Source organism: Bradyrhizobium sp. 14AA (assembly GCF_054185205.1).
On the sequence record NZ_JAVAYM010000001.1, the window covers coordinates 53,356 to 79,492 of the forward strand.

Sequence of the window (26,137 nt, forward strand, 5' to 3'; positions counted from 1 at the left end):
GACGGGTTGATGCCGCGGGTGCAGGCGGGTGAAGTCCAGCTCGGCTGGCGGGAGTGGGGACGGGGCGACGTTACCGTCGTCTTCATCCACGGCAATCTCGCCAGCAAGGACTGGATCGAGTTGGCAGCGCCCTTGTTTCCATCTGGTCTCCGCGTGGTCGCAATCGACTGGCGCGGCTGTGGCGACAGCGATCGGCCGAAGCCGGCCGCAGGTTATGCCAACTACTCCATGCAGCAGCACGCCGAGGACATGCTGGCGGCGCTCGATACGCTCGATATCGGCTATTGTCATCTTGCAACACATTCGACCGGTGGAATCATCGCCACACGAATGCTCTTGATGCAGCCGAAGCGCTTCGGCCGCGTGTTCGCACTCGACCCGGTGACGCCGCGCGGCATGGCCTTCAATACCGACCAGATCGGCGTGTTCCGCGCGATGATGGCGAGCAAGGAGCTGACGCGGACGATCATGGCGACCGCAGCGTCCTCGCTGTTCGTGCCGGAGAGCATGGCGCCGAACGCCGTGCCCCGCTTTCGCGAGGGGCTGGGAGAGATCGAGGCCCTGTTCGATCGCATCGTCGAGCAGACCTTCGGCGTCTCCGAAGGCATCTGGATCGGGACGCCGGTCAACCTCACGCGCGAACGCGAGAGCAGGGAGCTCGAGCGCCGCATGCCGGAGCTGTGGCATCCGCATCTGGTGCTGTGGGGCGAACGGGATGGCTGGATCCCGCCGGCTGATCTTCGCGCCATGGCCGAGGCGATGCCGGACTGCCGGCTTGTGGTCGTGCCGGGCATCGGGCATTCGATGAATCTCGAAGTCCCCGCGCTCTATGCAGGCTATTTCGGCGCCTGGTTCGGAGGCCTCGCCGTCCAGCCCCCGAAATCTGTCTAGACTGCTTTGCGTTCGGGCGAATTTGGCCGATGGCCCGATTTGAAAGCTGCTTTCGCGCGCTCGCGCATGCGCTGAAAGATCACGTAGAGCATCGGCACCAGGAAGATTCCGATCGAGCTTGCGGCCAGCATGCCGGCGAACACCGCCGTGCCTACCGCGCGGCGGCTAAGCGCGGCGGCGCCGGTCGCGATCACGAGCGGCAGGAGGCCGAGGATGAAAGCGGCCGACGTCATCATGACCGCGCGAAAGCGCATATGAGCGCCCTGGACCGCGGCCTCGTCGAGCGCGACGCCGGCTTCGCGCTGCTCCTTCGCGAATTCAACGATCAGGATGCCGTTCTTGGCGGCGAGAGCGATCAGCACCACCAGTCCGATCTGGCCGTAGAGATCGAGATTGAGGCCCGCGATCTTGATGCCGAGATAGGAACCGAGCACGCCGACGACGACCGACAGCAGCACCGGGATCGGGATCACCATGCTTTCATACAGCGCGACCAGGAACAGATAGGCGAACAACACGGCCAGCATGAGCACAATGGGTGTCTGGCCGGCGGCTCCCTGCTCCTGATAGGCGGTGCCGGTCCATGCGAAGCCATAGCCGGAAGGCAGCACGGTATCGGAGATCTGCGCCATCGCGGCCAGCGCGGTGCCCGAGGAGACGCCGGGCGCCGGGCTGCCGTTCACCGTCACCGAGCGATAGTTGTTGTAGCGGGTGATGACTTGCGGCCCGGTCACGATCCTGATTCCGGCCAGCGATCGTATCGGCACCATCTGCCCGGTGCCGTTGCGCACGTAGATGCGCCAGATATCCGACATGTCGGCGCGATCGGCGGCCTCGCCCTGGACGTTGACCTGCCAGGTGCGTCCGAACAGGTTGAAGTTGTTGACGTAGATGCCGCCGAGCGTGGCCTGCAGGGCGGTGAAGATGTCGTTGACCGCAACGCCCAGCGCCTGGGCCTTGCGGCGGTCGATATCGAGATAGAGCGACGGGTTCGTCGCGGTGAATGTGGAGAAGACGCGCGCAAGCCGTGGATCGGCGTTGGCGGCGCCGATCAGCGCGTTGGTGACGCTGGAAATCGCGGCCGGGCTCTGTCCTTCCAGGGCCTGAAGCTGGTATTCGAAGCCGCCCCCGGTGGAGAGCCCGATGATCGGTGGCAGGTTGAACGGCAGCACGTTGGCTTGTCGGACCTGCGCGCCGGCTGCGAATGTCCTGGCGATCAGGGCCTGCGCCGAATCCGCGGCCGCCGTCCGGTCGGCGAACGGCTTCAGGCGCGCCACCACCAGCGCACTGTTCGGTTCGGAAGCGCCGTCGAGCAGGGAGAAGCCGATCACCGCGAGCACGTGATCGACGGCAGGCATCTGCTTCAAGGTGTCCTCGATCTGTCGCGCGACCTCGCTGGTCCGCGCCACCGAGGCGCCGTCGGGCAGCTGCACCGAGGTGAAGAAGGCGCCCTGATCCTCCTCCGGCAGAAAGCCCGTCGGAGTTATCAGCGACATGCCGAAGATGCCGCCGGCAAAGGCAGCCACCAGCAGCAGCGACAGGGCGGCCCTGTGCACGAGGTGGCGGACGCCGTCGCTGTAGCGGTCGCGCAGCCAGTCGATGCCGCCGAGCACGCGGCCCATGATGCCCCGCCTGGGGCCGCCGTGGCGCAGCAACAGCGCGCACAGCGCCGGCGACAGCGTCAGGGCGTTCAACGCCGAGATCATCATGGCGGCGCTGATCGTCACCGCGAATTGGCGAAACATCGTGCCGGAGATGCCGGGAATGAATGCGATCGGCACGAACACCGAGAGCAGCACCAGCGTGATCGCGATGATCGGTGCCGTGATCTGGGTCATGGCCTTTTTTGCGGCCTCGGCCGGCGACAGGTCAGGCTCCTCGGCCATGACGCGCTCGACGTTTTCCACCACGACGATGGCGTCGTCCACGACGATGCCGATGGCGAGCACCATCGCGAGCAGCGATACCGTGTTGGCGGAGTAGCCGAACACGAACAGGATCGCGAAGGTCCCCACCAGACTCACCGGGACGGCGACGGCCGGGATCACCGTCGCGCGGAAATTGCCGAGAAACAGATAGACCACGAGCACCACCAGGACGAAAGCCTCGGCCAGCGTTCGTAGCACCTCCGTGATGGTGTCCCGCACAAAGCTCGTGGAGTCGTATTGCACGAGATGGCTCAGCCCTGGCGGAAACCGCGCGGACAGGCGCTGCATCGTGTCTGCCACCGCCCGCGCGGTGGTCACCGCATTGGCCCCCGGCGCCAGGTAGATCGCAATCGGAACGGCCGCGCGTCCGTCGATCCGCGCTTCACTGTCGAGATTTTGCGCGCCCATCTCGACGCGGGCGACGTCCTTCACCAGCAGAGAGGAGCCATCCGGATTGGCGCGCAACACGATGTTGGCGAATTGATCGACGCTGGCGAGCCGGCCCAGCGTCTGCACGTTGAACTGGAACTGCTGATCGTCGCTGATCGGCCGCGCGCCGATGCGGCCGACGGCGGCCTGGACGCTTTGCGAACGGATCGCGGCGATCACATCCGACGGAGTCAGGTTGAGGCTGGTAAGCCGCTGCGTATCGAACCAGATCCGCATCGAGTAGTTCATCTTGGCGAACAGATTCGCCTGGCCGACCCCCGGCGTGCTCGCGATCGCGTCGAGCACGTTGATGATGGCGTAGTTGGTGATGAAGAGCGGATCCTGCCGGCCGTCGGCGCTGTAGAGCACCAGGAATTGCAGGATTGACGAGGAGCGCTTCTGCACCGTCACGCCCTGTTGCTGCACTTCCGTCGGTAACTGCGACAAGGCGCTCTGCACGCGGTTGTTGACGTTGACCGTATTGATGTCGGCATTGGTACCGAGCGCGAACGAAACCGTCAGCGTGTAGCTGCCGTCGTTGCCGCTGGTCGATTTCATGTAGAGCGCGCGGTCGACGCCGATGACCTGTGCCTCGAGCGGCTGGGCGACGCTGCTTTCCACCACTTCAGCTGAGGCGCCCGGGAAGGTCGCGGCCACGGTGACCTGGGGCGGCACGATGTCCGGAAACTGCGCCACCGGAATTTGCGTGAGCGCCAGCGCGCCGGCGATGGTGATGATGAAGGCGATCACCATCGAAAGCCGCGGACGGTCGACGAAGACGCCGGATATCATGGGCTGCCGCCTGCCGGACGCGCCGGAGCTCGCTTGCCGTGGTCGGCCGGCGGCGCCGGCCCGCTCGCTGCGTCCTTCATGCTCGACAGGATGAGGGCGCTTGCCGGATCAGGAGCGACGGTCTGGCCGGCACGAACTCGCTGCAAGCCTTCGGCGATCACCTTGTCGCCGGCCGCAAGCCCGTCGACGACCGCGGCGATCGTCGGTGTCGATTGTCCGAGCTGAATACGCCGCTGCTCGGCCTTGTTGTCCGTGCCCACCACGAGAACGTAGTCGCCTCGCTGATCGGACAGCACCGCCGAGCGCGGGATCGCGAGCACCTCGATCGGCTGGACGCCTTCGAGCACGACGGTCACGAACTCGCCGTCGGTCAGCTCGTGGGCGATGACGCCGGCCGCGGACGGAGCGCGCAGGATCGGATTGGCGATCTCGCCTCGTACCGTGATCGTGTCGGTGTTCTGCGCGATGCTGTTGTCGACGAAGTTCAGCTTGCCGGACTGGCCGTACATGCGCCCGTCGGGCAGGCGCAACCGGATCACCACCGCTTCAAGGCCGCCTTGCGGACCGTACCGCTCGCGCAGCTCGAGCCCCTGGCGCAACGGTACGGGAAACGTGACGTACATCGGATCCTGGCTGACGATCGTGGTCAGCACGCCGGAAGAGGGGCTCACGATGTTGCCCTCCGTCACTGCCGTGCGCCCGATCTTGCCGTCGATCGGCGCGCTGATCACGGTGTAGTCGAGGTTGATCTGCGAGGCCTGGACCTGGGCCTGCGCGGCCTGCACCTGGGCTTCGAGGCTGCGCTGGTTTGCGATCGCAGCGTCGTAGGTCGACTGCTGCCCGGCCGGTCCGCCGAGCAGGGTGCGTGCGCGCTCCGTCGTCTGCCTGGCATTCTCCAGCGTTGCCTCGAGCTGCGCCACCTGTGCCTGCTTGGCCGCGAGATCGGCCTCGAATGGGCCGCGCTCGAGGCGATAGAGCTGGTCGCCTTTCCTGATCTCGGCGCCCTCGTTGAACAGCCGCTGTTCCAGAAAAGCGGTGACGCGGACGGCGACGTTGACCCGGTTGATCGCCTCGATGCGGCCGAGAAACTCGCTGCTCTCGGTGATCGGCCGCCGCGTCGCTTCGACGATTCCGACGGCAGGCGCGGGGTTGGCGGGTTGAGTCCGGGCGGCCCCGTCGGTCAGCACGGTCATGAGGCCTGCCGCCAGCAATCGGATCGGGATGTCGGCAAGCTTCATTGTCCGCTCCTTGCTCCACGCTCAGAACAGCGGACTGGGTCACTCCCGCGCGGCCCTGTCGCTGCGCGCGGGTTCGTCGTAGCCCTTGCGATGGCTGTAGAACATCAGTGCGATCAGGCCGCAGCCCAACACCAGGATGAGGATCGCGGCCCCGACCAGGATGACGTTGCCGTAGACCGGCATCGCCGGCGTCGATCGCCAGACCGACACGCAAAACCAGGTGGCCGCAACGAGAAGCGCGGCCAGCACGGCGGCGATGACCCATTGGTAATTGTTGCGCACGATTCCCTCCATCACCTTGGCAAGGGTTCGGGAGGCGTCCTAGCGCCAGCGCCATCCGCAATGACGACGGCCGCGATGCCACCAGCAAACCCAGCGGCGGCGGCGGCGCGGCGGCGGCGGACGCCAACCCGGACGCGGTGGCGGGGCGCCCCAGCCCGGACCGGGCCCCGGTCCCCACTGCGCCGGCATCACGGGGGACGACGACCCGCCGGCCCGCCCGGGATCGGGATCGATCGGCATCGCCTCCGCGACGCCGATGAGGCGAACGCCGACGGCGCCGATTGCGGCCGCGGCAATGGCATTCGTTGCAAGGCCGAGGAAGGCACGGCGGTTGGGAGCATTCATTGTGCTTTTCTCCTCCGAGTTTCGGTCGTCCGCAGCGATTGCAGCGCGTAGAGCAACCATGCGAGGCCGTGCGAGATCAGGTCGACGCCGAGCAGGAAGCCGAGGGCCCAGACGCTGATGTCGGGGAAGCCGAACAGGATGAGCACCCCGGCGATGACGGCGAAGATGCCGGAGATGAGCATCATCCAGCCGTTCTGACGCCAGTAGGCAAAACTCAGCACGCATCGAACGACGCCGGACGCGAACAGCACCGCGCCGAGGAAATAGGTCAGGATCAGCGCGCCCGAGATGGGCTGGGTGAGCAGCACCAGGCCGAAGGCGAGGTAGAGCGCGCCGAGAACGATCCGCCACAGGAAGCTGCCCCATTCCCTGATCCAGAACGCATGCGCGACCTCGAACGCTCCGGCCGCGATTGCGGTGAGCCCGATGAACTTGACGCTGATGATGGTGGCGAAGGCGAGGTCGCCGAGCGCGAAGAGGCCGGCGACGATCAGGACGATGCCAAGGAGCGCACAAGCCCACCGAGGCGGTGCGAGCACGGCGTCGACGGTTCGGCGACTGTCGGACACTGACATGCATTCCTCCCGGGCGGCGATACGCACCGAACCCTAGCGTCGAATGGGGAAGGCCGACATCGGACGAAACCCTGAGGCGCGGGGCGGGAATGTTCCGATCCGCCCCGCCAGTTTCGCGCGCGGCGAGATGCCGATCATGGCTGGCCTCGCGGGCCCAACGTCAGATGGGTGACGCCGGCGGCGAGATTGAGTCCGATCGATCGCTCGATCGAGATCGGCTGCAGCATGATGCTTCTCCGCGAGCCGCCGATCAGGACGTTGGCGCCGAGGCCGGGGCCGAGCGCGAAATTGCCGCTCGCGCCGACATAGCTGCCGCGCAACGTGCCGGGACCTATCCGCGAGGTCCGGGCGAAGACGGCCCAGGACAGCGTGCCGGCGCTGGTCACGCCGAGATCAAGGCCGACGCGCCTGATCCGTCCCTCGTAGATGTACTGCCGGGGTGGACGCAGCCCGTTGAACACGCAGCGCATCGCCTGCGTCGACCCGAGCACCAACCCGACGCGTGGCTCCGAGAAGCACAGCAGCCTGCCGATCCTGAATCTCTCGGCGCGCGCGGACGTGGTGGTGCAAAGGACGGTCAACGCGCAGATGCCTGCAAGATATCGCAATGTTCGCATTCAAGCCTCCGTCGGATGTTTGGCGCCCGTTGCGCCGCCCGAGGGGCGGCCGTCCTGGCGCAGCCAGAACGAGATCGCGAGGCCGATCAGCAGCACGGCGCCGAGCAGGAAGAAGAAGATGGACTGCTTCAGCCAGGATATCGCCGGCACGGCCGCGCCCATCGCAAGGCCGAGAAAGGCAATCTGCAACGACAGCAGGCTCACGCCCGCAAGGAACGTGCCGAGCGCAAGCAGCGTCAGCAGGACGAGGCCGGTCGCGGGCGTCGGAAGCAATTGCTGAACCCCGGAGACCAGGATGATGTTCATCGTGATCAGGACCGCGATCCAGTGCAGCGCCTGGGTCCATATCAGACGGATCTGCCTCTCCCTGCCTTCGGTCTCCGGCCATTTGGTAATGACGCAGACGACGCCGATGGCGAGCGCCAGAAACTCCCAATAGCCGACCAGGGGCTGGTGCGAGACGTTGGTATAGGCGACGCCTGCGATGGCGAGCAGCAGTGCGACGGCATACGGAAGCTGCTGCCAGAGAAAATGAGCTGCTCCTGCGCGCGTCGGGGGAGGCTCGGGGGCATCGTGTTGCTGTGCGTCGATTTCGCTCATGGCTGGTCACTCACGATGATCCGTTGCCGGCTCGGGACCGTCGCCGAGATAGTCCTCGACATAGAACCGGATGATCGCGACGCGTCCGACGGCGACGAGCGGCATGGCAAGCGCGATGCCCATGACGCCAAACAGGGCGCCGAGCAGGACGATCGCAACCAGCGTCCAGGCCGGCGGCGTCTCGACCGCCCGGCGCTGGATCAGGGGGCCGATCACGTAGCCTTCGATCGACTGGATGATGGTGTAGACGACGACGGCCCAGATCAGCAGCGAGGCGCCGAGCGGCATCGCCACGAGGGCGATCGGGATCGCGGCGACGATCGGCCCGAGATAGGGGATGAAATTCGACAAGCCCGCCTGCAGCCCGAGCACGAACGGCCCCGGCAGCCCGATGAGATAGAGCGCGAGCCAGACGCAGAGCGTCATCAGGATGATGCGGATCAACTGGCCGACGAACCATAGCCGCATGACGTTGCCGATCTCGTCCATCACCGCGCGCGTGCGGGCGCGATTGGATTGCCTGACCAGCACGACCACGCTCTCGCGGTAGCTGGTGGGATCGAAGGCAAAGAGGATCCCGAGGAACAGGATCACGAGCACCCCGGTCAGGAGGCTGGAGGCGCCACCCAGCAGGAATTGCGCGTGGCTGAGAAAGCGGCCCTGATCGGCGAACAGCCATTGTGCGAAGTCGCGGCCCCATTCCGGGCCGAGCAGGTCGACGCCATAGGACAACAGATGCTCCTGCAGGATGTCGACCTGGGCATCCATGACCTTGAGCAAGATGCGCGTCTGCTCCGGCAGCTTGCCCGCGCCCCAGGCCAGTCCGAAGCCGGACAGGGCGGAGAGCAGCAGGAGGACGAGCGTCAAACGCGACAGGCGACCGAACGGAAGGACCGGCGCCAGAGCCCGCGCTGCGGCATCGAGAAAGGCAGCGAACAGCACCCCCGCGAAGACGATGAGGAGGCTGGAGACCGTTTGCCACACCAGGAACAGGGCAACGCCCGCGGCGAGCAAAGTGAGCCCGATCGCGAGGAGGCTCGGCCGTCCGGCTCCCGCGGAGTCCTCAACGAGGCTCTCGTGCAGAACAACCTCGCGGATTCGCTCGGCTCCCGTCCCGGAATCGCTCATCGACCGATCCACTGCCATGCGCGGCCATGCCTCAGCTACGAACGCGGCGGCCGCCGAAGTGCGGATGCTTGCCGCCGCGATGTCGCCAGTACCGGTGCTTGACCGGATTGGTATTGGTGTTGGGTCTTGTATCGCTTGGCGCGGCCGCGCCGCTTTGCTTCGGTGCCGCCACGGTGGTGTCCTTGGGCTGAGCCAGGGAAATGGTCGACGGAGCGGCGACGGACACCGCTGCACCCAGCATCAGGGTGCGATACACGGCCCGGATATTCATGCGCGCCTCCATTGCGATTAGCGACTACTCGTCAGATCGAGATGGCGCCGACGGCAAGCCCGTAGATTCCGGCGCCGGCGGCGATTGCGATCGCCCCGAACAGGACAGATTCGACCGGCTTGAAGAGCCTCTCCTTGCGCTCGCGCTTGGCCATCAGGAACAGCAGCGTTCCCGGTGCGTAGAGGATTGCGGACAGCAGGAGAAATTTCGGGCCGCCGGCGTAGATCATGCCGGCCGCATAGAGCGTCGCGACGGTCGCGACGATCCCGTCGGTGGTGCGGGCGCGCTCGCCGGCCTCATAGGCCTCGCCGGTTGATGCGAGCTTCAGGCCGTACGCGGCCACGAGAAAATACGGGATCAGCGTCATCGCGCTCGTCATCTTCAGGGCGAGCGTGAAGGCATATTCGGCGAACCAGCTCACGACGAGAAACGTCTGTATCGCGCAGTTCGTGAGCCAGAGCGCCCCGACGGGGACCTTGTGCGCGTTCTCGCGCGCGAGAAAGGCCGGCATGGTGCGCTCGTTCGCCGCCGAGTGCAGGATCTCGGCCGCAAGCAACGACCATGACAGGTAGTTGCCGAGGATCGAGACCAGCAAGGCGACGCTGATGAACACGCCGCCCCAGCGGCCGACCATCGCTTCCATCACGCCCGCCATCGACGGTGTCGGCAGATCCGCAAGCGCACCTCGCGGCAGGACGCCGTAGGACAGAAGCGTCACGAGCACGAGCAGACAGAGGACCGTCAGAAAGCCGGTGACTGTCGCGATGCCGATGTCGGAACGAGTTCTGGCGTAGCGTGAATACACGCTCGCGCCCTCGATGCCGACGAAGACGAACACCGTGAGCAGCATGGTGCCGCGGACCTGGGCCAGCACATCCCGGGCGCCGGGCTCTTCCGCGCCCCAGAAATTCTCCGAGAACAGTTCGCCATTCAGGGCGATCGCAGCCACGACGATGAACAGCACGATCGGAATGATCTTCGCGAAGGTCGTGGCCGTGTTGAGCGCGGCAGCCCCCTTGATGCCGCGCAGCACCAGGACATGGACGCTCCACAGCAGCACGGACGCCGAAGCGATCGCGATTGGCGTCGTGCCATCGCCGAAGACGGGGAAGAACTGCCCGAGCGTGGCCTTGATCAGGATGAGACAGGCGACGTCGGCAAGGCAGCAGCCGATCCAGTAGCCCGCGGCGGAGGCAAAGCCGATATAGTCTCCGAAGCCGGCCTTGGCGTAGGCATAGATGCCGGCGTCGAGCTCCGGCTTGCGCCGGGACAGCGACTGGAACACGAAGGCCAGCGTCAGCATGCCGGTGCCGGCGATCGCCCAGGCAATGATCGCGCCGAGCGCGCCGGTGGCGCGTCCGAATTGGGCCGGCAATGCGAAGATGCCGGAGCCGACCATCGACCCGATCACAAGCGCGATCAGCGCGTTGCGCGAGAGTTTCTGATCGGCCTCGTTCGCCGCCATGACGGATGGCCTTCCAATCCGGGACGGCCGCATTTGCCGCGGCCGCCCCACGCGAAGACCTTAGAGGTCCGCACCCGGTGCGCCCATCAGGGATTCTCTGTAGGGAGCGGGGCAGGAAATCGGCGGGCGCGCGGGACGTCAGGACTTGAGACGTCAGGACTTGAGACGTCAGGACTTGGGATGCGATGCGGCGGCGCCGTCCTCGCTCGCGCGGCAGGAGGCGGACTCCGTGGCTCGGGCAACGAGCACGACACTGCCACGGAAGAATTCGCCGGCCTTGGCAAGCTCGGCGGCAAGGCGGCTTGCATGCAGCACGGCCGCGTCCTGCCCGGAATATTCCCACCCGGTGCCGTCGGCCGAGACACCGTATTTGTCGGTGATATGGAAGAAAAACCGCATGTCCCCGATTAGGCCGGAGCGCGGCCGGCCTCCAGTGACAAAGGCGTAAGGTGCCTCCACCAAAAGGCTTAGGGCACAGCACAAGTTCCCGGCTTACGGCCTTGTAAGGAGCGCGGCGCTGCGGGCCGCACTGGCGCGTCCGGCGGTCGCATCGGAGGAGGGTGATTTTCACCTGGCGTCTTCGGGGGATTGTCCGATGTTGCTCCGCGGGGGCGAAGCCTAGCCTGACTTCACTGGACGGGATCCAGAGGAGGCGAGCGATGTCGAATTATGATCACAACCTTGCAGCCGCAGACGCCGCGGGCGGCGCGATCGCGGTGGATGCCGGATTGCGCGACTACATGCTGCGGATCTACGGCTACATGGCCGCCGGCGTCGGCTTGACCGCCGTCGTCGCCTGGGTGACCTATCAGCTCATCGGCCCCGAGCTGCTGCAGAGTCCGCTGATGTGGGTCTTCATCCTGGCGCCGCTCGGGCTGGTATTCTTCATCGGCTCGCGCATCAACACGCTGTCGGTGTCCACGGCGCGGATTCTGTTCTTCGTCTATGCGGCGCTGGTCGGCGTATCGCTGTCGATACTGCTGCACATCTATACCAATGCGTCGATCACCCGCGTCTTCTTCATCGCCGCCGCAACGTTCGGGGCGCTCAGTCTCCTCGGTTACACGACCCGGCGCGACCTCTCGGGATTGGGCACCTTCCTATTCATGGGCTTGATCGGAATCATTGTCGCGAGCCTGGTCAACCTGTTCCTGGCGTCGACCGCGCTCGACTGGCTGATCTCGATCGTGGGCGTCGGCGTGTTTGCCGGCCTGACGGCCTACGATACGCAGCGGATCAAGGCGATGTACGACATCATGGATGACCACACCACCGCGGGCCGCAAGTCGGTCGTTGCCGCGCTGTCGCTCTATCTCAATTTCCTCAACCTGTTCCTGATGCTGTTGCGGCTTGCGGGCGGCCGCCGTTGAGAGGCGGGAGGCGGCGGCTCAGGCCGCCGGCCGCTCCACCGCACTGGCGAGTGCGTCGCGCAGCGCCGCTTCCTTGGTCTCATCGAGCGATGTCTTGAGCACGACGCCGCCGGCGTCCTTGATCTCCTTGATCACCTTGTCCGCGGTCATGTGCTTGATCAGGACGAACAGGGCGGCGTTGCCGGGCTGGAGATTGGCAGACAGGTTCTTCATGAAGGAATCGTCGATGCCGAAATCGGAAAGCGCGCCGCCCAGCGCACCCGACGCCGCGCCCACGGCCACGCCGAGAATCGGATTGAGAAAGAGGACGCCGATGAGGAGGCCCCAGAAGCTTCCGGTCATCGCCCCCATGGCGGTGGTGTTGACGAGCTGATCGAGCTTGATGTCGCCCGAATCCGTCTTCACTGCGATCACGGCGTCGCTGATCGTGATCAGATATTCCTTCTGCAGCTTGAGCAGCCGCTGACGCACTTCTTCGGCTTTCGCCTCGGACGGATACACGATCGCGACCAGATCGGACATGGAGACCTCCCGTTGGATCGAAAAAGCGGACCGGAGTATTGGCGGGGACGGTATCTTGCTGGCGGCACCTCCGGGATCGGAGGAAACCCTGCCCCGGGCGGATGAATGTCCCAATAGGCGCACCCGCACACGCGGCCCGCTTCGGAGGTTGGGCGGCGCGTGACGACCAGAATCGTCTTGCGACGCCCGACCGGCGAGGTCTGGACAAGCCGGGTTCTGCCGTCACTACCCCGAGTGACGATTCCGAATACAGGTGCCGTTTCGTCCGCTGATCGATGCGCGGCATTGTTGGCGCGTCGAGTACATGCAGTTGGTCATTCCCTTGATCTTCGTGCACCACGCCAGATCCTGCGCGCGCCCAGGCGCCGGCGGCTTTGGCGAGCGCGCGTCGCGCCACCATGATGGCCGGTGCAGGCGTTATGCGCCGTGCGTGACGCTCTCGCTATCGGGTGATTGCCTGACGAAGGAGAGGGAATCATCCAGTCCCTACCGGAGATCTGACGTGGACGCTGTCGTGCAACCGCGCGTGATCGATCAGCTGTCCGGCAAGAGCGCCGATCACGATTGTATCCAGGGATGCTCAGTAGATTTACCGATACAAGAGCGATGGGGCCTCGGCAAAATCCTGTCCGGTGAAGTCGACCGGAGATCATGTCATGCCGACGCGGACGCTCAGGACGACGATTCTGGCTGGAGCGGCATCGATGCTGCTGGCGGCCTGCGAAAGGGACGCTGCGAAGGACGTCGCGCCGGCTCCGCGCCCGGTTCGCACGACGACGATCGAGAAGCGGGAATCGCCGACGCCGTTCACCTTCACCGGACATATCGAAGCCGAGGATGAGATGAGCGTCGCATTCCGAATTTCCGGACGGCTGCTCGCGAACAACACCAGGCTCGGCGATCGCGTCGAGGCCGGCCAGCTTCTGGCGCAACTGGAATCGCAGAACGAATTGAATGCGCTGCGGCAGGCGCAGGCGGCTCTCGCCGCCGCGCAAGGCCAGCTCACCCAGGCGCGCAATCACTTCGAACGCCAGCAGACATTGCTCGCGCAGGGATGGACCACGCGGGCCAATTTCGAGGCGGCAACGCAGGCGCAACAGACCGCCCAGTCCCAGGTCGACGCGGCCGAGGCTCAGTTGAGCGCGGCGCATGACCAGGTCAACTTCACCGAGGTGCGGGCCGACGCGCCGGGCAAGATCACCGAGACAGGGCCAGCCGCCGGCGAGGTGATCCAGGCCGGACAGACGATTGCGCGGATTGCGCGGCAGGATGGCCGCGATGCAATCTTCGAAGTGCCCGCCCAATTGGTGCGTGCGGCGCCGGCCAATCTGCAAGTGACCGTCTCCCTGACGGACGATCCGACAGTGACCGCGCAAGGCCGCATCCGGCAGGTCGCCGCACAGGCGAGCCCGGTCACGCGGACCTTCGAGGTGAAGGTGGGACTTAGCGATCCGCCCGCGGCGATGCGGCTGGGGGTCACGGTGGTCGGCCGCGCCGAGGCGGGCGCCGGACCGGTGATCGACATTCCGGCAACCGCGCTGACGAGGATGAACCAACAGCCGGCCGTCTGGATCTTCGATCCCTCGACCAAGACAGTCTCGGTCCGGAATGTCGATGTCCTGCGGTTCGATCAGGCACAGGTCATCATCTCGCAAGGGCTCGACGCTGGCGAGATCGTCGTGACCGCGGGTGTCCAGGCGCTTCATCCCGGCCAGAAGGTGCGCGTGCTCGGGTCGGAGCCATGACCGGCTTCAATCTCTCGGAATGGGCGCTCGAGCGTCGCTCGCTCGTCATCTATCTCATGCTCGTCGCCGTGCTCGCCGGCGTTCTGTCCTATGTCCGGCTGGGCCGGAACGAGGATCCCGCATTCACCATCAGGACCATGGTCGTACAGGCGGCGTGGCCGGGCGCGACGGCTGCAGAGACGATGAAGCAGGTGACCGAACGGCTCGAGCGTCAATTGCAGGAGACGCCGCATCTGGATTTCCTGCGCAGCTTCACCCGGCCCGGCCTCACCACGATCTTCGTGAACCTGAAGGGGAGCGCCAACGCAAGGGACGTCTCCGATACCTGGTATCAGGTGCGGAAGACGATCGGGGACATCCGCCATACCCTTCCTGCGGGGGTTATCGGCCCGGCGTTCGATGACGATTTCGGCGACACCTTCGGCATCGTCTACGGCTTCACCAGCGACGGGTTTACCCAGCGCGAACTGCGTGACCGGGTCGAGGCGATCCGCTCGCGCCTCCTGGGCGTGCCTGACGTCGCGAAGATCGAGCTGCTGGGCGCGCAGGACGAAGTGGTCTTCGTCGAATTCTCCAAGAAGGAGCTGGCAAATCTAGGCGTCGACCGGACGGCGCTGATCGCCGCGCTGCAGGCGCAGAATATCGTGATGCCGGCCGGGACGATCCAGACCGGCTCCGAGCGAATTTCGCTTCGGGTGTCGGGAAGCTTCCAGTCCGAGCAGGACATCGCCGGCATCAATTTCGCCGCCGGTGGTCGCATGCTCCGCCTGAGCGATCTTGCGGCGGTGCGTCGTGGCTATGCCGATCCGCCGCAGCCGCTGTTCCGGATCAACGGTCATCCGGCGATCGGGCTCGCGATCGCCATGCGCGACGGTGGCGACATCCTCGCTCTCGGCAGGAACATCAAAGCGGCGATGGCAACGATCACCGCCGACCTGCCGATCGGAATCGAGCCGAGCCTGGTTGCCGACCAGGCCGTCGTGGTGGACAAGGCGATCGGCGAGTTCATGACCTCGCTGGTGCAGGCGATAGCGATCATTCTCGCGGTGAGCTTCGTCAGCCTCGGTCTTCGCCCCGGCCTCGTCATCGCGCTGGCGATTCCGCTCACGCTTGCGATCGTGTTTCCGAGCATGGAGCTTCTTCGCATCGACATGCAGCGCATATCGCTCGGCGCCCTCATCATCGCCCTTGCGCTGCTGGTCGACGACGCCATGACGACGACAGATGCCACGCTCAACCGGCTGGCGCTGGGCGACAGCAAGACGGCGGCCGCGAGCTACGCCTTCCGCACCCATGCGCCCGCCATGCTGGCCGGGACGCTGGTGACCATCGCCGGCTTCATTCCGGTCGGCTTTGCCGCCAGCGCCGCCAGCGAATACACGTTCTCGCTGTTCGTGGTGGTTGCGATCGCACTGCTGGCATCATGGTTCGTCGCGGTCATCTTCGCGCCGCTGCTGGGCATCGTCATCCTGGTGCCGCCCAAGCAGACGGGCGCTGCCGCTCCCGGAGCGGTCTTCCGGCTGTATCGGCGTTTTCTGGTGCTGGCGATCCGCGCCAAATGGCTGACGCTGGGGGGCACGGCAGCGCTCTTTGTCGCATCCTTGCTCGCGCTCCCGCTCATTCCGCAACAGTTCTTTCCACTGTCCGACCGGCCGGAGCTGCTCGTCGACATCAGCCTGCCGCAGAACGCGTCGATCTACGCCAGCCAAACCGCGGCCAAGCGCCTGGATGGCGCGCTGTCCGGTGATCCCGACGTCGCGCACTGGAGCACCAATGTCGGGCGCGGTGCGATCCGTTTCTATCTGCCACTGAGCGTCGAGCTGCCGAACGAGTTCTTCACCCAGGCGGTCGTCGTGGCGAGAGACGTCGCGGCGCGCGAGCGCTTGCAGGCGAAGCTGGAGCGGTTCCTGGCGGACGAATTCCCGAACGCGATCTCGTCGGTCTCGCCGCTCGGCCTCGGTCCCCCCGTCGGATGGCCGCTGCAATATCGTGTCAGCGGTCCCGACGTCGAGCGGGTCCGCGACATCGCGCTCGAGGTGGCGCAGATCCTCGCCACCGAACCCAGCGCCAGAAGCATGAATTTCGACTGGATGGAGCCGGATCGCCAGGTGCGCATCCGCGTCAATCAGGATGAGGCACGGCTTCTCGGCCTGAGTTCGCAGGCGATCTCGACCGTTCTGAATACCGTGATCTCCGGCACGCCCGTTACGCAAGTTCGGGACGACATCTATCTGGTCAACGTGGTGGCCCGCGCGACGGACGAACAGCGCGTCTCGCTGACGACCCTGCGAACCCTGCAGGTCCCGCTCCCGGGCGGACGGACCGTTCCGCTGAGCCAGTTTGCCTCTTTCGAATACGATCAGGAATTCCCGCTGATCTGGCGGCGCGACCGCGTGCCCACCCTGACGGTCCGAGCTGCCATTCCCGACACCGTACTGCCGGAGACGGTAGTCAATACGCTGGCGCCCGCCATTGCCAAGCTGAGGACGACGCTGCCGCCGTCCTATGATGTCGTGGTCGGCGGCACGGTGGAGGAGAGCCGGAAGTCCCAGGCGTCCGTGATGGCCGTCGTGCCGGTGATGCTGCTCGTCATGTTCACGGTGCTGATGGTCCAGGTGCAGAGCTTCCCGCGGCTGTTGATGGTCGTCAGCGTTACGCCGCTTGGTCTGATTGGCGTGGTCGCGGCGCTGCTGCTGTCGGGACGGCCGCTGGGATTCGTCGCCATTCTCGGCGTCCTCGCGCTGCTCGGCATGATCAGCAAGAACGCGGTGATCCTGATCGGCCAGATCGAGGCCGAGCGCGCGCAAGGCAAGGGCGCATGGGAGGCCGTGGTCGATGCCAGCAGCTCGCGCTTTCGTCCGATCATGCTGACGGCGGTCTCCACTGTCCTCGGCATGATTCCGATTGCCCCGACCGTCTTCTGGGGGCCGATGGCCTTTGCGATTATGGGCGGACTGCTCGTCGCAACCGCTCTGACCCTCGTCTTCCTGCCGACCTTGTACGTGGCCTGGCTGGGCGGGAAGGAGCCGGTCGCGGCTCCCGATGCATCCAGCGCGGCGTGAGCGCCGTGCCGCGAGGGTAATCCCGGACTTTGACTAGGTAATCACCTGATAGGCCGCCTTCACGCCGGGGCGCATGTTCGGCCCTGGAATGAGTAGACCGGCCAAGACCTCGTTCGGAACGTCGTTCAGGACGTCGGTCACGGCATCGGTCTTCGCTCGCGGTTCGAGGTCTTTCCATGACTGCGACGCCATCGACCCAAAAGCTTTCGCTGTTTGCGCTGACGGCAATGGTCGTTGGCTCCATGGTCGGCTCGGGCATCTTCTCGCTGCCGCGTACGTTCGGCACGGCAACCGGCCCGTTCGGCGCCATCTTCGCCTGGTGCATCGCGGGCGGCGGCATGTACACGATGGCGCGCGTGTTTCAGACTCTGGCCGAGCGGAAGCCGGATCTCGATGCCGGCGTCTACGCCTATGCGAAGGAAGGGTTTGGCGATTATCCCGGCTTCCTGTCGGCGCTCGGCTACTGGACCGGCAGCTGCATCGGCAACGTGTCCTACTGGGTCCTGATCAAGTCGACCCTTGGCGCGTTCTTTCCCGTGTTTGGCGACGGCAATACGGTCACCGCGATCATCGTCGCCTCGATCGGCATCTGGCTGTTCCACTTCATGATCCTGCGCGGCGTGCAACAGGCGGCCGCGATCAACACCATCGTCACCGTCGCCAAGATCGTGCCGATCCTGATCTTCATCGTCATCCTGGCGTTTGCCTTCAAGACCGGCCTGTTCCGCGCCAATTTCTGGGGCGGCGAGGGGATGCCGGACAAGGGTCTGTTCGATCAGATCCGCGCGACCATGCTGGTCACGGTGTTCGTCTTTCTCGGGATCGAGGGGGCCAGCGTCTATTCCCGCTACGCCAAGGAGCGATCGCACGTCGGTGCCGCGACGATCATGGGCTTTGCGGTCGTCACGAGCCTCATGGTGCTCGTGACGATGCTGCCCTATGCCGTGCTGCCGCGCGCGGAGATCGCCGACGCGCGGCAGCCGTCGATGGCGACGGTGCTGGAGGCGGTGGTGGGGCATTGGGGCGCCGTCTTCGTCAGCATCGGACTTCTGGTCTCGGTGCTCGGAGCCTATCTCGCATGGTCGCTGATCTGTGCCGAGGTACTCTCCGCCGCCGGCCGGACCAGGGATATGCCGCGCGTGTTCGGCACCGAAAACGCCAACAAGGTGCCGGCAGCGGCGCTCTGGCTCACCAATATCGTCGTGCAGCTGTTCGTCATCAGCACGTACTGGTCCCGTGACGCCTTCGCGCTGATGCTCAATTTGACCAGCGTCATGAACCTCATTCCGTTCTTCCTGGTCGCCGCCTACGGGCTCCTGCTGGTCAAGCGGGGCGAGACCTATGAGAAGAGCCCGGACGAGCGCAGGCGCGACCTGATCTTCACCGGCATCGCCGTCGTCTACACGCTCTTCCTGATCTACGCGGCCGGAATGAAATACCTGCTGCTGTCGGCGATCCTCTACGCTCCCGGCACGGTGCTGTATTTCTGGGCGCGCCTCCAGCAGAAGGCGAAGATCTTCACTACGATCGATTGGGTCATCTTCATCGCGGCCGTGATCGGCGCGGTGATCGGGATTCATGGCCTGGCGACCGGCTACATCACCATCTAGGCGAGGCATCTCCCATGGCGACAGCGCAGACGTCGGATTCAAGGATCCCGTTCGGTGTTCATTCGGAAGTCGGTCAGATGCGCAAGGTGATGGTCTGCTCGCCGGGCCGCGCGCATCAGCGCCTCACGCCCACGAACTGCGACACGTTGCTGTTCGACGACGTGCTGTGGGTCGACAATGCCAAGCGCGATCATTTCGACTTCGTGCAGAAGATGCGTGACCGCGGGATCGACGTCGTCGAGATGCACAATCTGCTCACCGACACCGTGGCCATTCCGGAGGCAAGGAAGTGGATTCTCGACAACCAGGTGGTTCCCAACCAGGTCGGGCTCGGGCTGATCGACGAGTTGCGCGGCTATCTGGAAAGCCTCAAACCCCGTGAACTGGCGGAGACCCTGATCGGTGGACTGTCGACCCATGATTTTCCCGAGGCGCATGGCGGCGAGATGCTCCGCCTGATCCGGGAAGCGGCGGGCATGACCGAATACCTGCTGCCGCCGCTTCCGAACACACTGTACACGCGCGATACCACCTGCTGGATCTATGGCGGCGTAACGCTGAACTCGCTGTTCTGGTCGGCGCGCCATGAGGAGCCGATCCTCGCCACCGCCATCTACAAGTTCCATCCGGATTTCGCCGGCAAGGTCAATGTCTGGTGGGGAGATCCGACGCAGGATCACGGCCTCGCCACGCTGGAAGGCGGTGACGTGATGCCGATCGGCAAAGGCAACGTTCTGATCGGGCTAAGCGAGCGGACCTCGAGGCAGGCGATCAGCCAGCTTGCCGCGGCCCTGTTCAGGAAGAAGGCTGCCGAGCGGGTGATCGTGGCCGCCATGCCCAAGCTCCGCGCGGCGATGCATCTCGATACCGTCTTCACCTTCGCCGACCGCGATTGCGTGCTGCTCTATCCCGATATCGTCAACAACATTACCGCATTTTCCTATCGGCCGGCCGACAATGCCGCCGGCCTCGAGTTGCGCAAGGACGAGAAGCCCTTCGTGGTCGTCGTCGCAGAAGCGCTCGGCCTGAAGAGGCTGCGCGTCGTGGAGACCGGCGGGAACGCCTATCTGCGCGAGCGAACCCAGTGGGACAGCGGCGCCAATCTCGTCTGCGCGTCCCCCGGCGTCGTGTTCGCCTATGACCGCAACACCTACACCAACACGCTGCTGCGCAAGGAGGGGATCGAGGTGATCACCATCGTCGGCGCAGAGCTCGGACGAGGGCGCGGCGGCGGTCATTGCATGACATGCCCGATCATCAGGGACGCGGTCGACTACTAAGGCGGGTGTGACCTTGCTGCCTCCGTCGCACGCTGAATGAGCGCGTCAACCAGTGATTTAAAAATGTGACATTAACACGCCATAATCATTGCGCAGCTTGGCGCGAGACCGGTCTGCGCAGCAGCATCGGAGGTGGGCGCCATGCGAAGCGCTGGATTTCTTCTGCCGATCGTCGGCTTGCCAGTCCTCGGCTTACTCGGCGCGAGCACGGCCGGGGCGGCGGACCTCGATCTCAACGAGTTCAAGACGAGCCCGGTTGCCGCCGTACCCTACTATTCCGCGCCGTCCTGGAGCGTCGTCGGTTCCATCTCGCCGACCTTCACCGACAATGCGCTCTTCACCCGCGACAACCGCAAGTCGGACATCTACTATGAGCCGGACGTGAGCGTCAGGCTCGACGGAAACCTCACCAACGATCTGTCCTACCGGCTCTATGCGCGGGCACAGTACGAAGCCTTTTCGCGGGAGAAGGACGGCAACTTCGCCGTGGCGCGCATGGGCGCGCGTCTGACCGAGAATTGGGACGGCTGGCGCTTCTCCGCCATCTACGAAAACCGATATGATTTCGACGGCGTCTACCGCGACCTCGCATTCGTGTCCCATGACGTGATGGGCTCGGTGGCGCGCGACTTCCGCGTCGACAACGCGACGTTTTCGCCGCTGCTACTGCTGACCTACCGGTTCTCCGATCTGGCGGAAGCGCGCCGCTGGCGCTTTGACGCCGTGCTCGGTATCGAGGTCAAGCTCGATCCCAGATGGTCGATCGTGAGTACGCCGCTGTTCGAGGCCTACTGGTTCACCGACGGGCTCAATACCGGCCGTCACGATCAGCTCTATTCGGTCGATGTCGGACTGAAGTATAATTTCGCCAGCAACGTGGCGCTCACGACCACGGTGCTGTACGAGGCGCGAACGTCGAACGTTCCGCTGCGGCGATACAGGGACGTTCGCATCGGCCCTCGCCTGGACTTCGCTTTTTGATGGAGGCCCGAAAGATGCCCGCAAGACGCCTGTTGACGCTGACGTGCATCGTCGCCGGAAGTCTAGCCGCATCCGTCGCGCTTGCCGATCCTCGCGATTCGGTGGATCGAGGCCAGCGTCTCGATACCGATGCGCTTCGCGACGACGCCGCGACGCATCGTCTGCAGCAGCCGTCCCATCCTCTCGATATTGCGCCGACCCGCGCCGCGCCGAAGGCGACGACAGCGAGGAAGAAGAAGTCGGGCACGAGCAGCAGCCGCTAGCCTGCTCGCGCATCGTGTCCGATGGCTGCCGCGCGCCGGGAATGGCACTGGCGAATTGCGGAAGGTGTGCTGCTGCGTATCGCTGCACCCACGTTGCCGCAGTGACTTCGCGGCCATCCACGTCTTGATTTTGAATCTCTGTTGCATCGGATTTGACGTCGCCGGCGTGGCACAAACTGCATATCGCCCGCCGCGGAAAGCATGCCTCACGAATTCGAGATTTCAATCTGGAAATAATACTACCTGATGGTGTGGTTGCGCGGCGGGGTGTATGATTGGCCAGCCCCAGCGGCGTGCGTCTTCCGGATCCGGTGGCGGATGTCTTGCCGGTGGGGTGGGGAGGGGACCTGCGATATCGTCGCCAATATCGGGCGTCGCCGGAATACAGTGAGTGCGTACCGTGAAGCCACATGGCTCCCCCGACAGCGAGTCGGATCGAACCGGTCTGAAGAACTGGCTGCGCATAGGTTCGCAAGAATCGATCTACGAACTCTACTGGACCTCTTCGGCAGATCTTCTCTTCGCCGCGCGCCCGTCCTTGCGCGGTCACTTCGCCTATGAGGGAATCAATCCCGCATTCGAGTCTCGGCTCGGCGTATCGTCGGAGGACGTCAGCGACATGGACGTCTTCGATTGCATGAGCGCGGACGACGCAAGGTCCGTCTGCGAGGCGCTTCGGGCGGGCCTCGCGGAGGGAACGGAGGTCAGGATCCGCCAGCGGCTCGCGCTTGGCGGGGCGCCGCGGACGATGGAAACGACGGTCACGCCGATCATGGACGGCGGTTTGGTTCGGTTGGTCGGCAGCCACCGCGAGCTGCGCAATGCTCCTTTCGAGCATGCCGCCGCATGCGACGACGGGCTCGACATCGACGTCGGCCTGCTCGCCATTCAGGAGGGCATCCAGCAACGGATCGGCTCCGATCTGCACGATTCGACCTGCCAGCATCTGATCGCCGCCAGCCTCGGCCTGATGCGGCTGCGGAGCAGTCTGGGCGACGCGACCTTGGCAGAGCGGCTCTGCGACGACATCGACGCGTCGATCGACGAAGCCCTCCGGGAGCTCCGCGCCTTTGCCTATCTCCTGCATCCGCGGAATCTGGCAGGTGAGGGATTGAAGGCCACGATCGAGCGGTATGCGGAAGGATTTGCGGCGCGCACGTCGTTGCGTGTGACCGTGAACATCGTGCCGGATGTCGATCGGCTGCCGTATGAAACGAAGCGTTCGCTGCTGCGCGTCGTTCAGGAAGCCCTCACGAACGTCTTCCGTCACGCGAAGGCGACGGAGGTGGCCATCATCATCGACGTTGCCGACAACCGTTTCGTGCTGACGATCAGCGACAATGGACGCGGTCTTCCCGATGCCGGCAGGCGCGGCCACGGGCCGGTATCGATCGGGGTCGGAATTCCCGCGATGCGGGTGAGGCTGCATGAGATCGGGGGCACGCTCGACATCCGGTCGAGCCGGACGGCGCCACTTTCCGGAACCGTCTTGTGCGCGATATTTCCGCGTCGTCTCGCAGCGAGCAGGCGGCATCGGCGAGGAGCCACGAGCATCATGAGGGCTCACGCAGGCACACGATCAACAAAGGAACATTAGCCCGCGGCGGCAGGCCGGAAGGGCGGCCGGACCGCCGCGAGGGATTGGGAGCGTGCTGCCATGAAGCGGATTCTGATAGCCGACGATCACGAAGCGGTGCGGTCCGGCTTGCGGGCGGTGCTCGAACAGCGGGCGGATTGGGAGGTGGTGGCCGAGGTCACCGATGGCGGCCGGGCGGTCGCTGCGGCGATCGAGAGCCAGCCCCACGTCGCCATCCTCGATTTCTCGATGCCCCGGATGACCGGCGTGGAGGCGGCGCGGCGGATCAAGGACCATCCGCTGCAGACCGAGGTTCTGATCTTCACCGTGCACAATTCGGGCCTGATCGCGCAGCAGGCATTCGAGGCCGGCGCGCGTGCGTTCCTGGTGAAGTCGGACGCGAACAAGCTGTTGCTAGCGGCGGTCGAGGCGCTGCTGCTGCACCGGACGTTCTGCACCACGAGCTGCGTGACGGAATTCGATCGCGGGTCGGGTGTCAACGGCGAGCGGCACCATGAGCTGACGGCGCGCGAGCAACTCGTGGTCAAGCTGGTTGCGGAAGGCTACAGCAACAAGGGGATCAGTGCGATCCTCAATCTCAGCGTCAAGACAACCGAGGCGCATCGGGCCGCTGCGATGCGCAAGCTGGAGGTGAACTCGACGGCGGGCCTTGTCCGATACGCGGTCCGCACCGGGCTGGTCGAGGCCTGAACGGTGACATCGGCGAGCCGCCCCCGGGGCGTCAGTACCTTCGCCGGGGCGTCTCAGGGTTTTGTGGGATAACCCTTGCCGCAGGGCGCCGTATGATCGCTCGACTTTACGGCCGGTCACTGCCGTTGTCCGCCCGGTCGGGCGGGGCCGGCAAGCGGGAACGACGACGTGAAACGCATCTTGATTGCGGATGATCATGAAATCGTGCGTTCCGGGCTTCGCGCGATCGTTGGAACGCGTTCCGACTGGATCGTGAGCGGAGAGGCCACCAACGGCGAGCAGGCGGTCGCGCTGGCACTGGAGAGCCGGCCGGACATCGTGATCGTCGACTACTCCATGCCGATCATGAACGGCCTGGAGGTCAGCCGTCGGCTCAGGGCGCTGCATGTGCGAACCGAGGTGCTGATCCTGACCATGCATGAAAGCGAGGAACTCCTGACGGAGGCCATCCTGGCCGGCATTCGCGGCTTCCTGTTCAAGTCCGACGCCCGCAAGCACCTGATTTCCGCCATCGAAGCCTTGCTCGACGGCAGGCCCTACTTCACCAGCGTCCTCCTGGAGAAGCTGCTTCATGATTATCAGGCGAACAAGCAGAACCGGGCCGACATGCTGCTGACGTCGCGCGAGCAGAGCGTGGTCCAGCTGATCGCGGAAGGGAACACCAACAGGTCGATCAGCGCGATCCTGAATCTGAGCGTGAAGACGGTCGAGACCCATCGTGCCTCGGCCATGCGCAAGCTCAGAATGTCCTCCACCGCCGAACTGGTGCGCTATGCCGTACGCAAGAAGCTGGTTTCACCCTGATGCACACGACGAAAGGTCTCTCACAGGAGACCAATCCACGTCGTCGATCAATAGGCCATTGCGCAACCCCGCAGCCGTATTTGGCACTGGTGATGCCGAGCTCGTCGCGCAGCACCCACAAGAGTGGCATCTCGGGAACGACGTCGACCTGGCGCTTGATCCCGTTCACCGTGAGCTCGATCATGTCGATATATCTCCTAGCGACTGCTCGCCCCGATCTATCAACAATTCACCGAAGGCGTTGAAACGCAGAATCTTGTTGCCGCTTCGCGCCTGCTGCAACGAGCAGGTGCCACCGGGCTAGTGGCCGCTTCGGACCACTTTTGATCAGCCTCGATCTTCTTCGCTTGTGGAGGAGCGCGATCCAGCCGCAGAGATAGCTAAGCGCGTCGGCGCTCGCGCAGCTTGCGGAAGTCGTCGCCCGCGTGGTGTGAGGATCGCGTCAGCGGCGTGGCCGAGACCATCAGAAAACCCTTGGCATAGGCGGTCTTCTCATGGGCCTCGAATTCGTCAGGAGGCACGAAGCGTATCACGGCATGGTGCTTGCGCGTCGGCTGGAGATACTGGCCAATGGTCAGGAAGTCGACGTCGGCCGAACGCAGATCGTCCATCAATTGCAACACCTCGCTGCGATCCTCGCCGAGGCCGACCATGATCCCCGATTTAGTGAAGATGCGCGGGTCGAGTTCCTTCACGCGTTGCAAGAGGCGAACAGAATGGAAATAGCGCGCGCCTGGGCGGACCGTCAGATATTTTGACGGCACCGTCTCCAGATTGTGATTGTACACGTCCGGTCTCGCCGCAACGACCGTTTCGAGTGCGCCGTGCTTGCGCAGGAAATCAGGCGTAAGGATTTCGATCGACGTCGCCGGGCTCGTTGCGCGGATCGCGGCAATGGTCGCGGCGAAATGAGCGGCACCTCCGTCGGCGAGGTCGTCGCGATCGACCGAAGTCACGACCACATGTTCGAGCCCAAGCTTGGCCACGGCGTCGGCGACCTTGCCGGGCTCGTCGGCATCGAGCGGGCCGGGCAGACCGGTGCGTACGTTGCAGAACGCACAAGCGCGCGTGCAGGTGTCACCCATGATCATGAAGGTCGCGTGCTTCTTCTCCCAGCACTCGCCGATGTTGGGGCAGCCCGCTTCCTCGCAGACGGTCACGAGCTTGTTTTCGCGCACGATACGTCGCGTCTCGGTCCATTGGGCAGAGCCGGGGGCTTTGACGCGGATCCACGCAGGCTTGCTTTGCAGCGGCGTGTCGGGGCGATTGGCCTTTTCGGGATGGCGCAACCTCTCGGTCGGCTGCGTCGCGCGCGGATCGTTGTTGAGGAGATCAAGTATCACCGTCATACACCCATCCCATGATGTGCTAGAGCCCCGCTCGAACTGCGCGATACGTCTCGACCTGCGCAAGCAATCGTGCGGTAACACCGGAGTCTCGTGCGCTTGGCCGCTGACATTCAGCTATCGCGACGAGGCGCGTCAACCTGATTTGCGAACGCGCGTTGTTCTCACGCGTAACCAGGCGCATCCTTCGCGGATGCTCCTGTCCCCAATGGCCTTGCGAGGACGACGGCATCGCCCGGCATTCGGAACCTTCCGTCGGGACAATCCGATATTTCGGGTGGTCGCTCTGGCCGGTTTTCCGGAGCT

At 64.8% G+C, this 26,137-nt stretch carries 25 protein-coding genes and 1 pseudogene; 11 read left to right on the top strand and 15 right to left on the bottom strand.

Going from position 1 to position 26,137, the window contains the following annotated elements; genetic code table 11:
• Window positions 1-9: 9 nt before the first annotated feature.
• Window positions 10-891: an alpha/beta fold hydrolase gene (locus RAD15_RS00240; RefSeq protein ID WP_458173214.1), complete on the top strand. Its 882-nt coding sequence runs from the start codon at window positions 10-12 to the stop codon at window positions 889-891.
• Here RAD15_RS00240 and RAD15_RS00245 read toward each other — a convergent pair.
• From RAD15_RS00245 to RAD15_RS00295, 11 genes are all read right to left on the bottom strand, one after another.
• Entirely contained in the window at window positions 888-4,040 is a 3,153-nt protein-coding gene (locus tag RAD15_RS00245; RefSeq protein WP_458173216.1) for an efflux RND transporter permease subunit, read from the bottom strand. The two genes, RAD15_RS00240 and RAD15_RS00245, sit on opposite strands and share 4 nt — an antisense overlap.
• A complete protein-coding gene (locus tag RAD15_RS00250; RefSeq protein ID WP_458173218.1) occupies window positions 4,037-5,278 on the bottom strand; it encodes an efflux RND transporter periplasmic adaptor subunit in 1,242 nt (413 codons plus the stop codon). The genes RAD15_RS00245 and RAD15_RS00250 overlap by 4 nt, the downstream gene beginning before the upstream one ends.
• A gap of 39 nt (window positions 5,279-5,317) precedes the next feature.
• On the bottom strand, window positions 5,318-5,560 hold the full coding sequence (locus RAD15_RS00255; protein WP_458173220.1) for a hypothetical protein: 243 nt from the start codon (window positions 5,558-5,560) through the stop codon (window positions 5,318-5,320).
• Window positions 5,561-5,599: 39 nt separating this feature from the next.
• Window positions 5,600-5,905 (bottom strand): twin-arginine translocation signal domain-containing protein, encoded by a 306-nt coding sequence (locus RAD15_RS00260; RefSeq protein WP_458173222.1) that lies wholly within the window; start codon window positions 5,903-5,905, stop codon window positions 5,600-5,602.
• Complete coding sequence (locus RAD15_RS00265) at window positions 5,902-6,480, bottom strand: HdeD family acid-resistance protein (RefSeq protein WP_458173224.1); 579 nt, start codon at window positions 6,478-6,480, stop codon at window positions 5,902-5,904. Before RAD15_RS00265 ends, RAD15_RS00260 begins: the two co-directional genes overlap by 4 nt.
• A gap of 134 nt (window positions 6,481-6,614) precedes the next feature.
• On the bottom strand, window positions 6,615-7,097 hold the full coding sequence (locus RAD15_RS00270) for a DUF992 domain-containing protein (RefSeq protein ID WP_458173226.1): 483 nt from the start codon (window positions 7,095-7,097) through the stop codon (window positions 6,615-6,617).
• The gene (locus RAD15_RS00275; RefSeq protein WP_458173228.1) at window positions 7,098-7,697 is read right to left on the bottom strand and encodes a hypothetical protein; all 600 of its coding nucleotides are present in this window, start codon (window positions 7,695-7,697) and stop codon (window positions 7,098-7,100) included.
• A 6-nt stretch (window positions 7,698-7,703) separates the two neighbouring features.
• On the bottom strand, window positions 7,704-8,825 hold the full coding sequence (locus tag RAD15_RS00280; RefSeq protein WP_458173230.1) for an AI-2E family transporter: 1,122 nt from the start codon (window positions 8,823-8,825) through the stop codon (window positions 7,704-7,706).
• A gap of 31 nt (window positions 8,826-8,856) precedes the next feature.
• A complete protein-coding gene (locus RAD15_RS00285; RefSeq protein ID WP_458173232.1) occupies window positions 8,857-9,096 on the bottom strand; it encodes a hypothetical protein in 240 nt (79 codons plus the stop codon).
• A 31-nt stretch (window positions 9,097-9,127) separates the two neighbouring features.
• The gene (locus tag RAD15_RS00290; protein WP_458173234.1) at window positions 9,128-10,561 is read right to left on the bottom strand and encodes a basic amino acid/polyamine antiporter; all 1,434 of its coding nucleotides are present in this window, start codon (window positions 10,559-10,561) and stop codon (window positions 9,128-9,130) included.
• Window positions 10,562-10,729: 168 nt separating this feature from the next.
• The gene (locus tag RAD15_RS00295) at window positions 10,730-10,960 is read right to left on the bottom strand and encodes a DUF6894 family protein (RefSeq protein ID WP_458173236.1); all 231 of its coding nucleotides are present in this window, start codon (window positions 10,958-10,960) and stop codon (window positions 10,730-10,732) included.
• Window positions 10,961-11,220: 260 nt separating this feature from the next.
• Between RAD15_RS00295 and RAD15_RS00300 the strand changes: the two genes are divergently transcribed.
• Window positions 11,221-11,931 (top strand): Bax inhibitor-1/YccA family protein, encoded by a 711-nt coding sequence (locus tag RAD15_RS00300; RefSeq protein ID WP_458173238.1) that lies wholly within the window; start codon window positions 11,221-11,223, stop codon window positions 11,929-11,931.
• A gap of 18 nt (window positions 11,932-11,949) precedes the next feature.
• Here the strand turns inward: RAD15_RS00300 and RAD15_RS00305 are convergent, their stop codons facing one another.
• Complete coding sequence (locus RAD15_RS00305; protein ID WP_458173240.1) at window positions 11,950-12,453, bottom strand: DUF1269 domain-containing protein; 504 nt, start codon at window positions 12,451-12,453, stop codon at window positions 11,950-11,952.
• 225 nt (window positions 12,454-12,678) lie between these two features.
• On the bottom strand, window positions 12,679-12,867 hold the full coding sequence (locus tag RAD15_RS00310) for a DUF3551 domain-containing protein (protein ID WP_458174953.1): 189 nt from the start codon (window positions 12,865-12,867) through the stop codon (window positions 12,679-12,681).
• 242 nt (window positions 12,868-13,109) lie between these two features.
• Between RAD15_RS00310 and RAD15_RS00315 the strand changes: the two genes are divergently transcribed.
• The 9 genes from RAD15_RS00315 (at window position 13,110) to RAD15_RS00355 (ending at window position 24,485) form a co-directional block, all read left to right on the top strand.
• On the top strand, window positions 13,110-14,198 hold the full coding sequence (locus tag RAD15_RS00315; protein WP_458173242.1) for an efflux RND transporter periplasmic adaptor subunit: 1,089 nt from the start codon (window positions 13,110-13,112) through the stop codon (window positions 14,196-14,198).
• Complete coding sequence (locus RAD15_RS00320; RefSeq protein WP_458173244.1) at window positions 14,195-17,260, top strand: efflux RND transporter permease subunit; 3,066 nt, start codon at window positions 14,195-14,197, stop codon at window positions 17,258-17,260. Before RAD15_RS00315 ends, RAD15_RS00320 begins: the two co-directional genes overlap by 4 nt.
• 176 nt (window positions 17,261-17,436) lie before the next feature.
• Window positions 17,437-18,870, top strand: a complete 1,434-nt coding sequence (locus RAD15_RS00325; RefSeq protein ID WP_458173246.1) for a basic amino acid/polyamine antiporter — start codon at window positions 17,437-17,439, stop codon at window positions 18,868-18,870.
• Between the two features lie 14 nt (window positions 18,871-18,884).
• Window positions 18,885-20,150, top strand: coding sequence for an arginine deiminase (gene arcA, locus RAD15_RS00330; RefSeq protein WP_458173248.1), 1,266 nt, complete (start codon window positions 18,885-18,887; stop codon window positions 20,148-20,150).
• 141 nt (window positions 20,151-20,291) lie between these two features.
• On the top strand, window positions 20,292-21,131 hold the full coding sequence (locus tag RAD15_RS00335) for an outer membrane beta-barrel protein (protein WP_458173250.1): 840 nt from the start codon (window positions 20,292-20,294) through the stop codon (window positions 21,129-21,131).
• Between the two features lie 14 nt (window positions 21,132-21,145).
• Window positions 21,146-21,394 (top strand): hypothetical protein, encoded by a 249-nt coding sequence (locus RAD15_RS00340; RefSeq protein WP_458173252.1) that lies wholly within the window; start codon window positions 21,146-21,148, stop codon window positions 21,392-21,394.
• A 391-nt stretch (window positions 21,395-21,785) separates the two neighbouring features.
• A complete protein-coding gene (locus RAD15_RS00345) occupies window positions 21,786-22,991 on the top strand; it encodes an ATP-binding protein (protein WP_458173254.1) in 1,206 nt (401 codons plus the stop codon).
• 60 nt (window positions 22,992-23,051) lie between these two features.
• Window positions 23,052-23,681 (top strand): response regulator transcription factor, encoded by a 630-nt coding sequence (locus RAD15_RS00350; protein ID WP_458173256.1) that lies wholly within the window; start codon window positions 23,052-23,054, stop codon window positions 23,679-23,681.
• 168 nt (window positions 23,682-23,849) lie between these two features.
• Window positions 23,850-24,485 carry a response regulator gene (locus tag RAD15_RS00355; RefSeq protein ID WP_458173258.1) on the top strand — a complete coding sequence of 212 codons (636 nt, stop codon included), beginning with the start codon at window positions 23,850-23,852 and terminating at the stop codon, window positions 24,483-24,485.
• Window positions 24,486-24,543: 58 nt separating this feature from the next.
• Here RAD15_RS00355 and RAD15_RS00360 read toward each other — a convergent pair.
• Together RAD15_RS00360 and lipA are read right to left on the bottom strand one after the other, a co-directional pair.
• A pseudogene (locus RAD15_RS00360) lies at window positions 24,544-24,669 on the bottom strand ((2Fe-2S)-binding protein); the annotation flags it as partial.
• A gap of 196 nt (window positions 24,670-24,865) precedes the next feature.
• The gene (lipA, locus tag RAD15_RS00365) at window positions 24,866-25,834 is read right to left on the bottom strand and encodes a lipoyl synthase (RefSeq protein ID WP_458173260.1); all 969 of its coding nucleotides are present in this window, start codon (window positions 25,832-25,834) and stop codon (window positions 24,866-24,868) included.
• Window positions 25,835-26,137 lie beyond the last annotated feature (303 nt).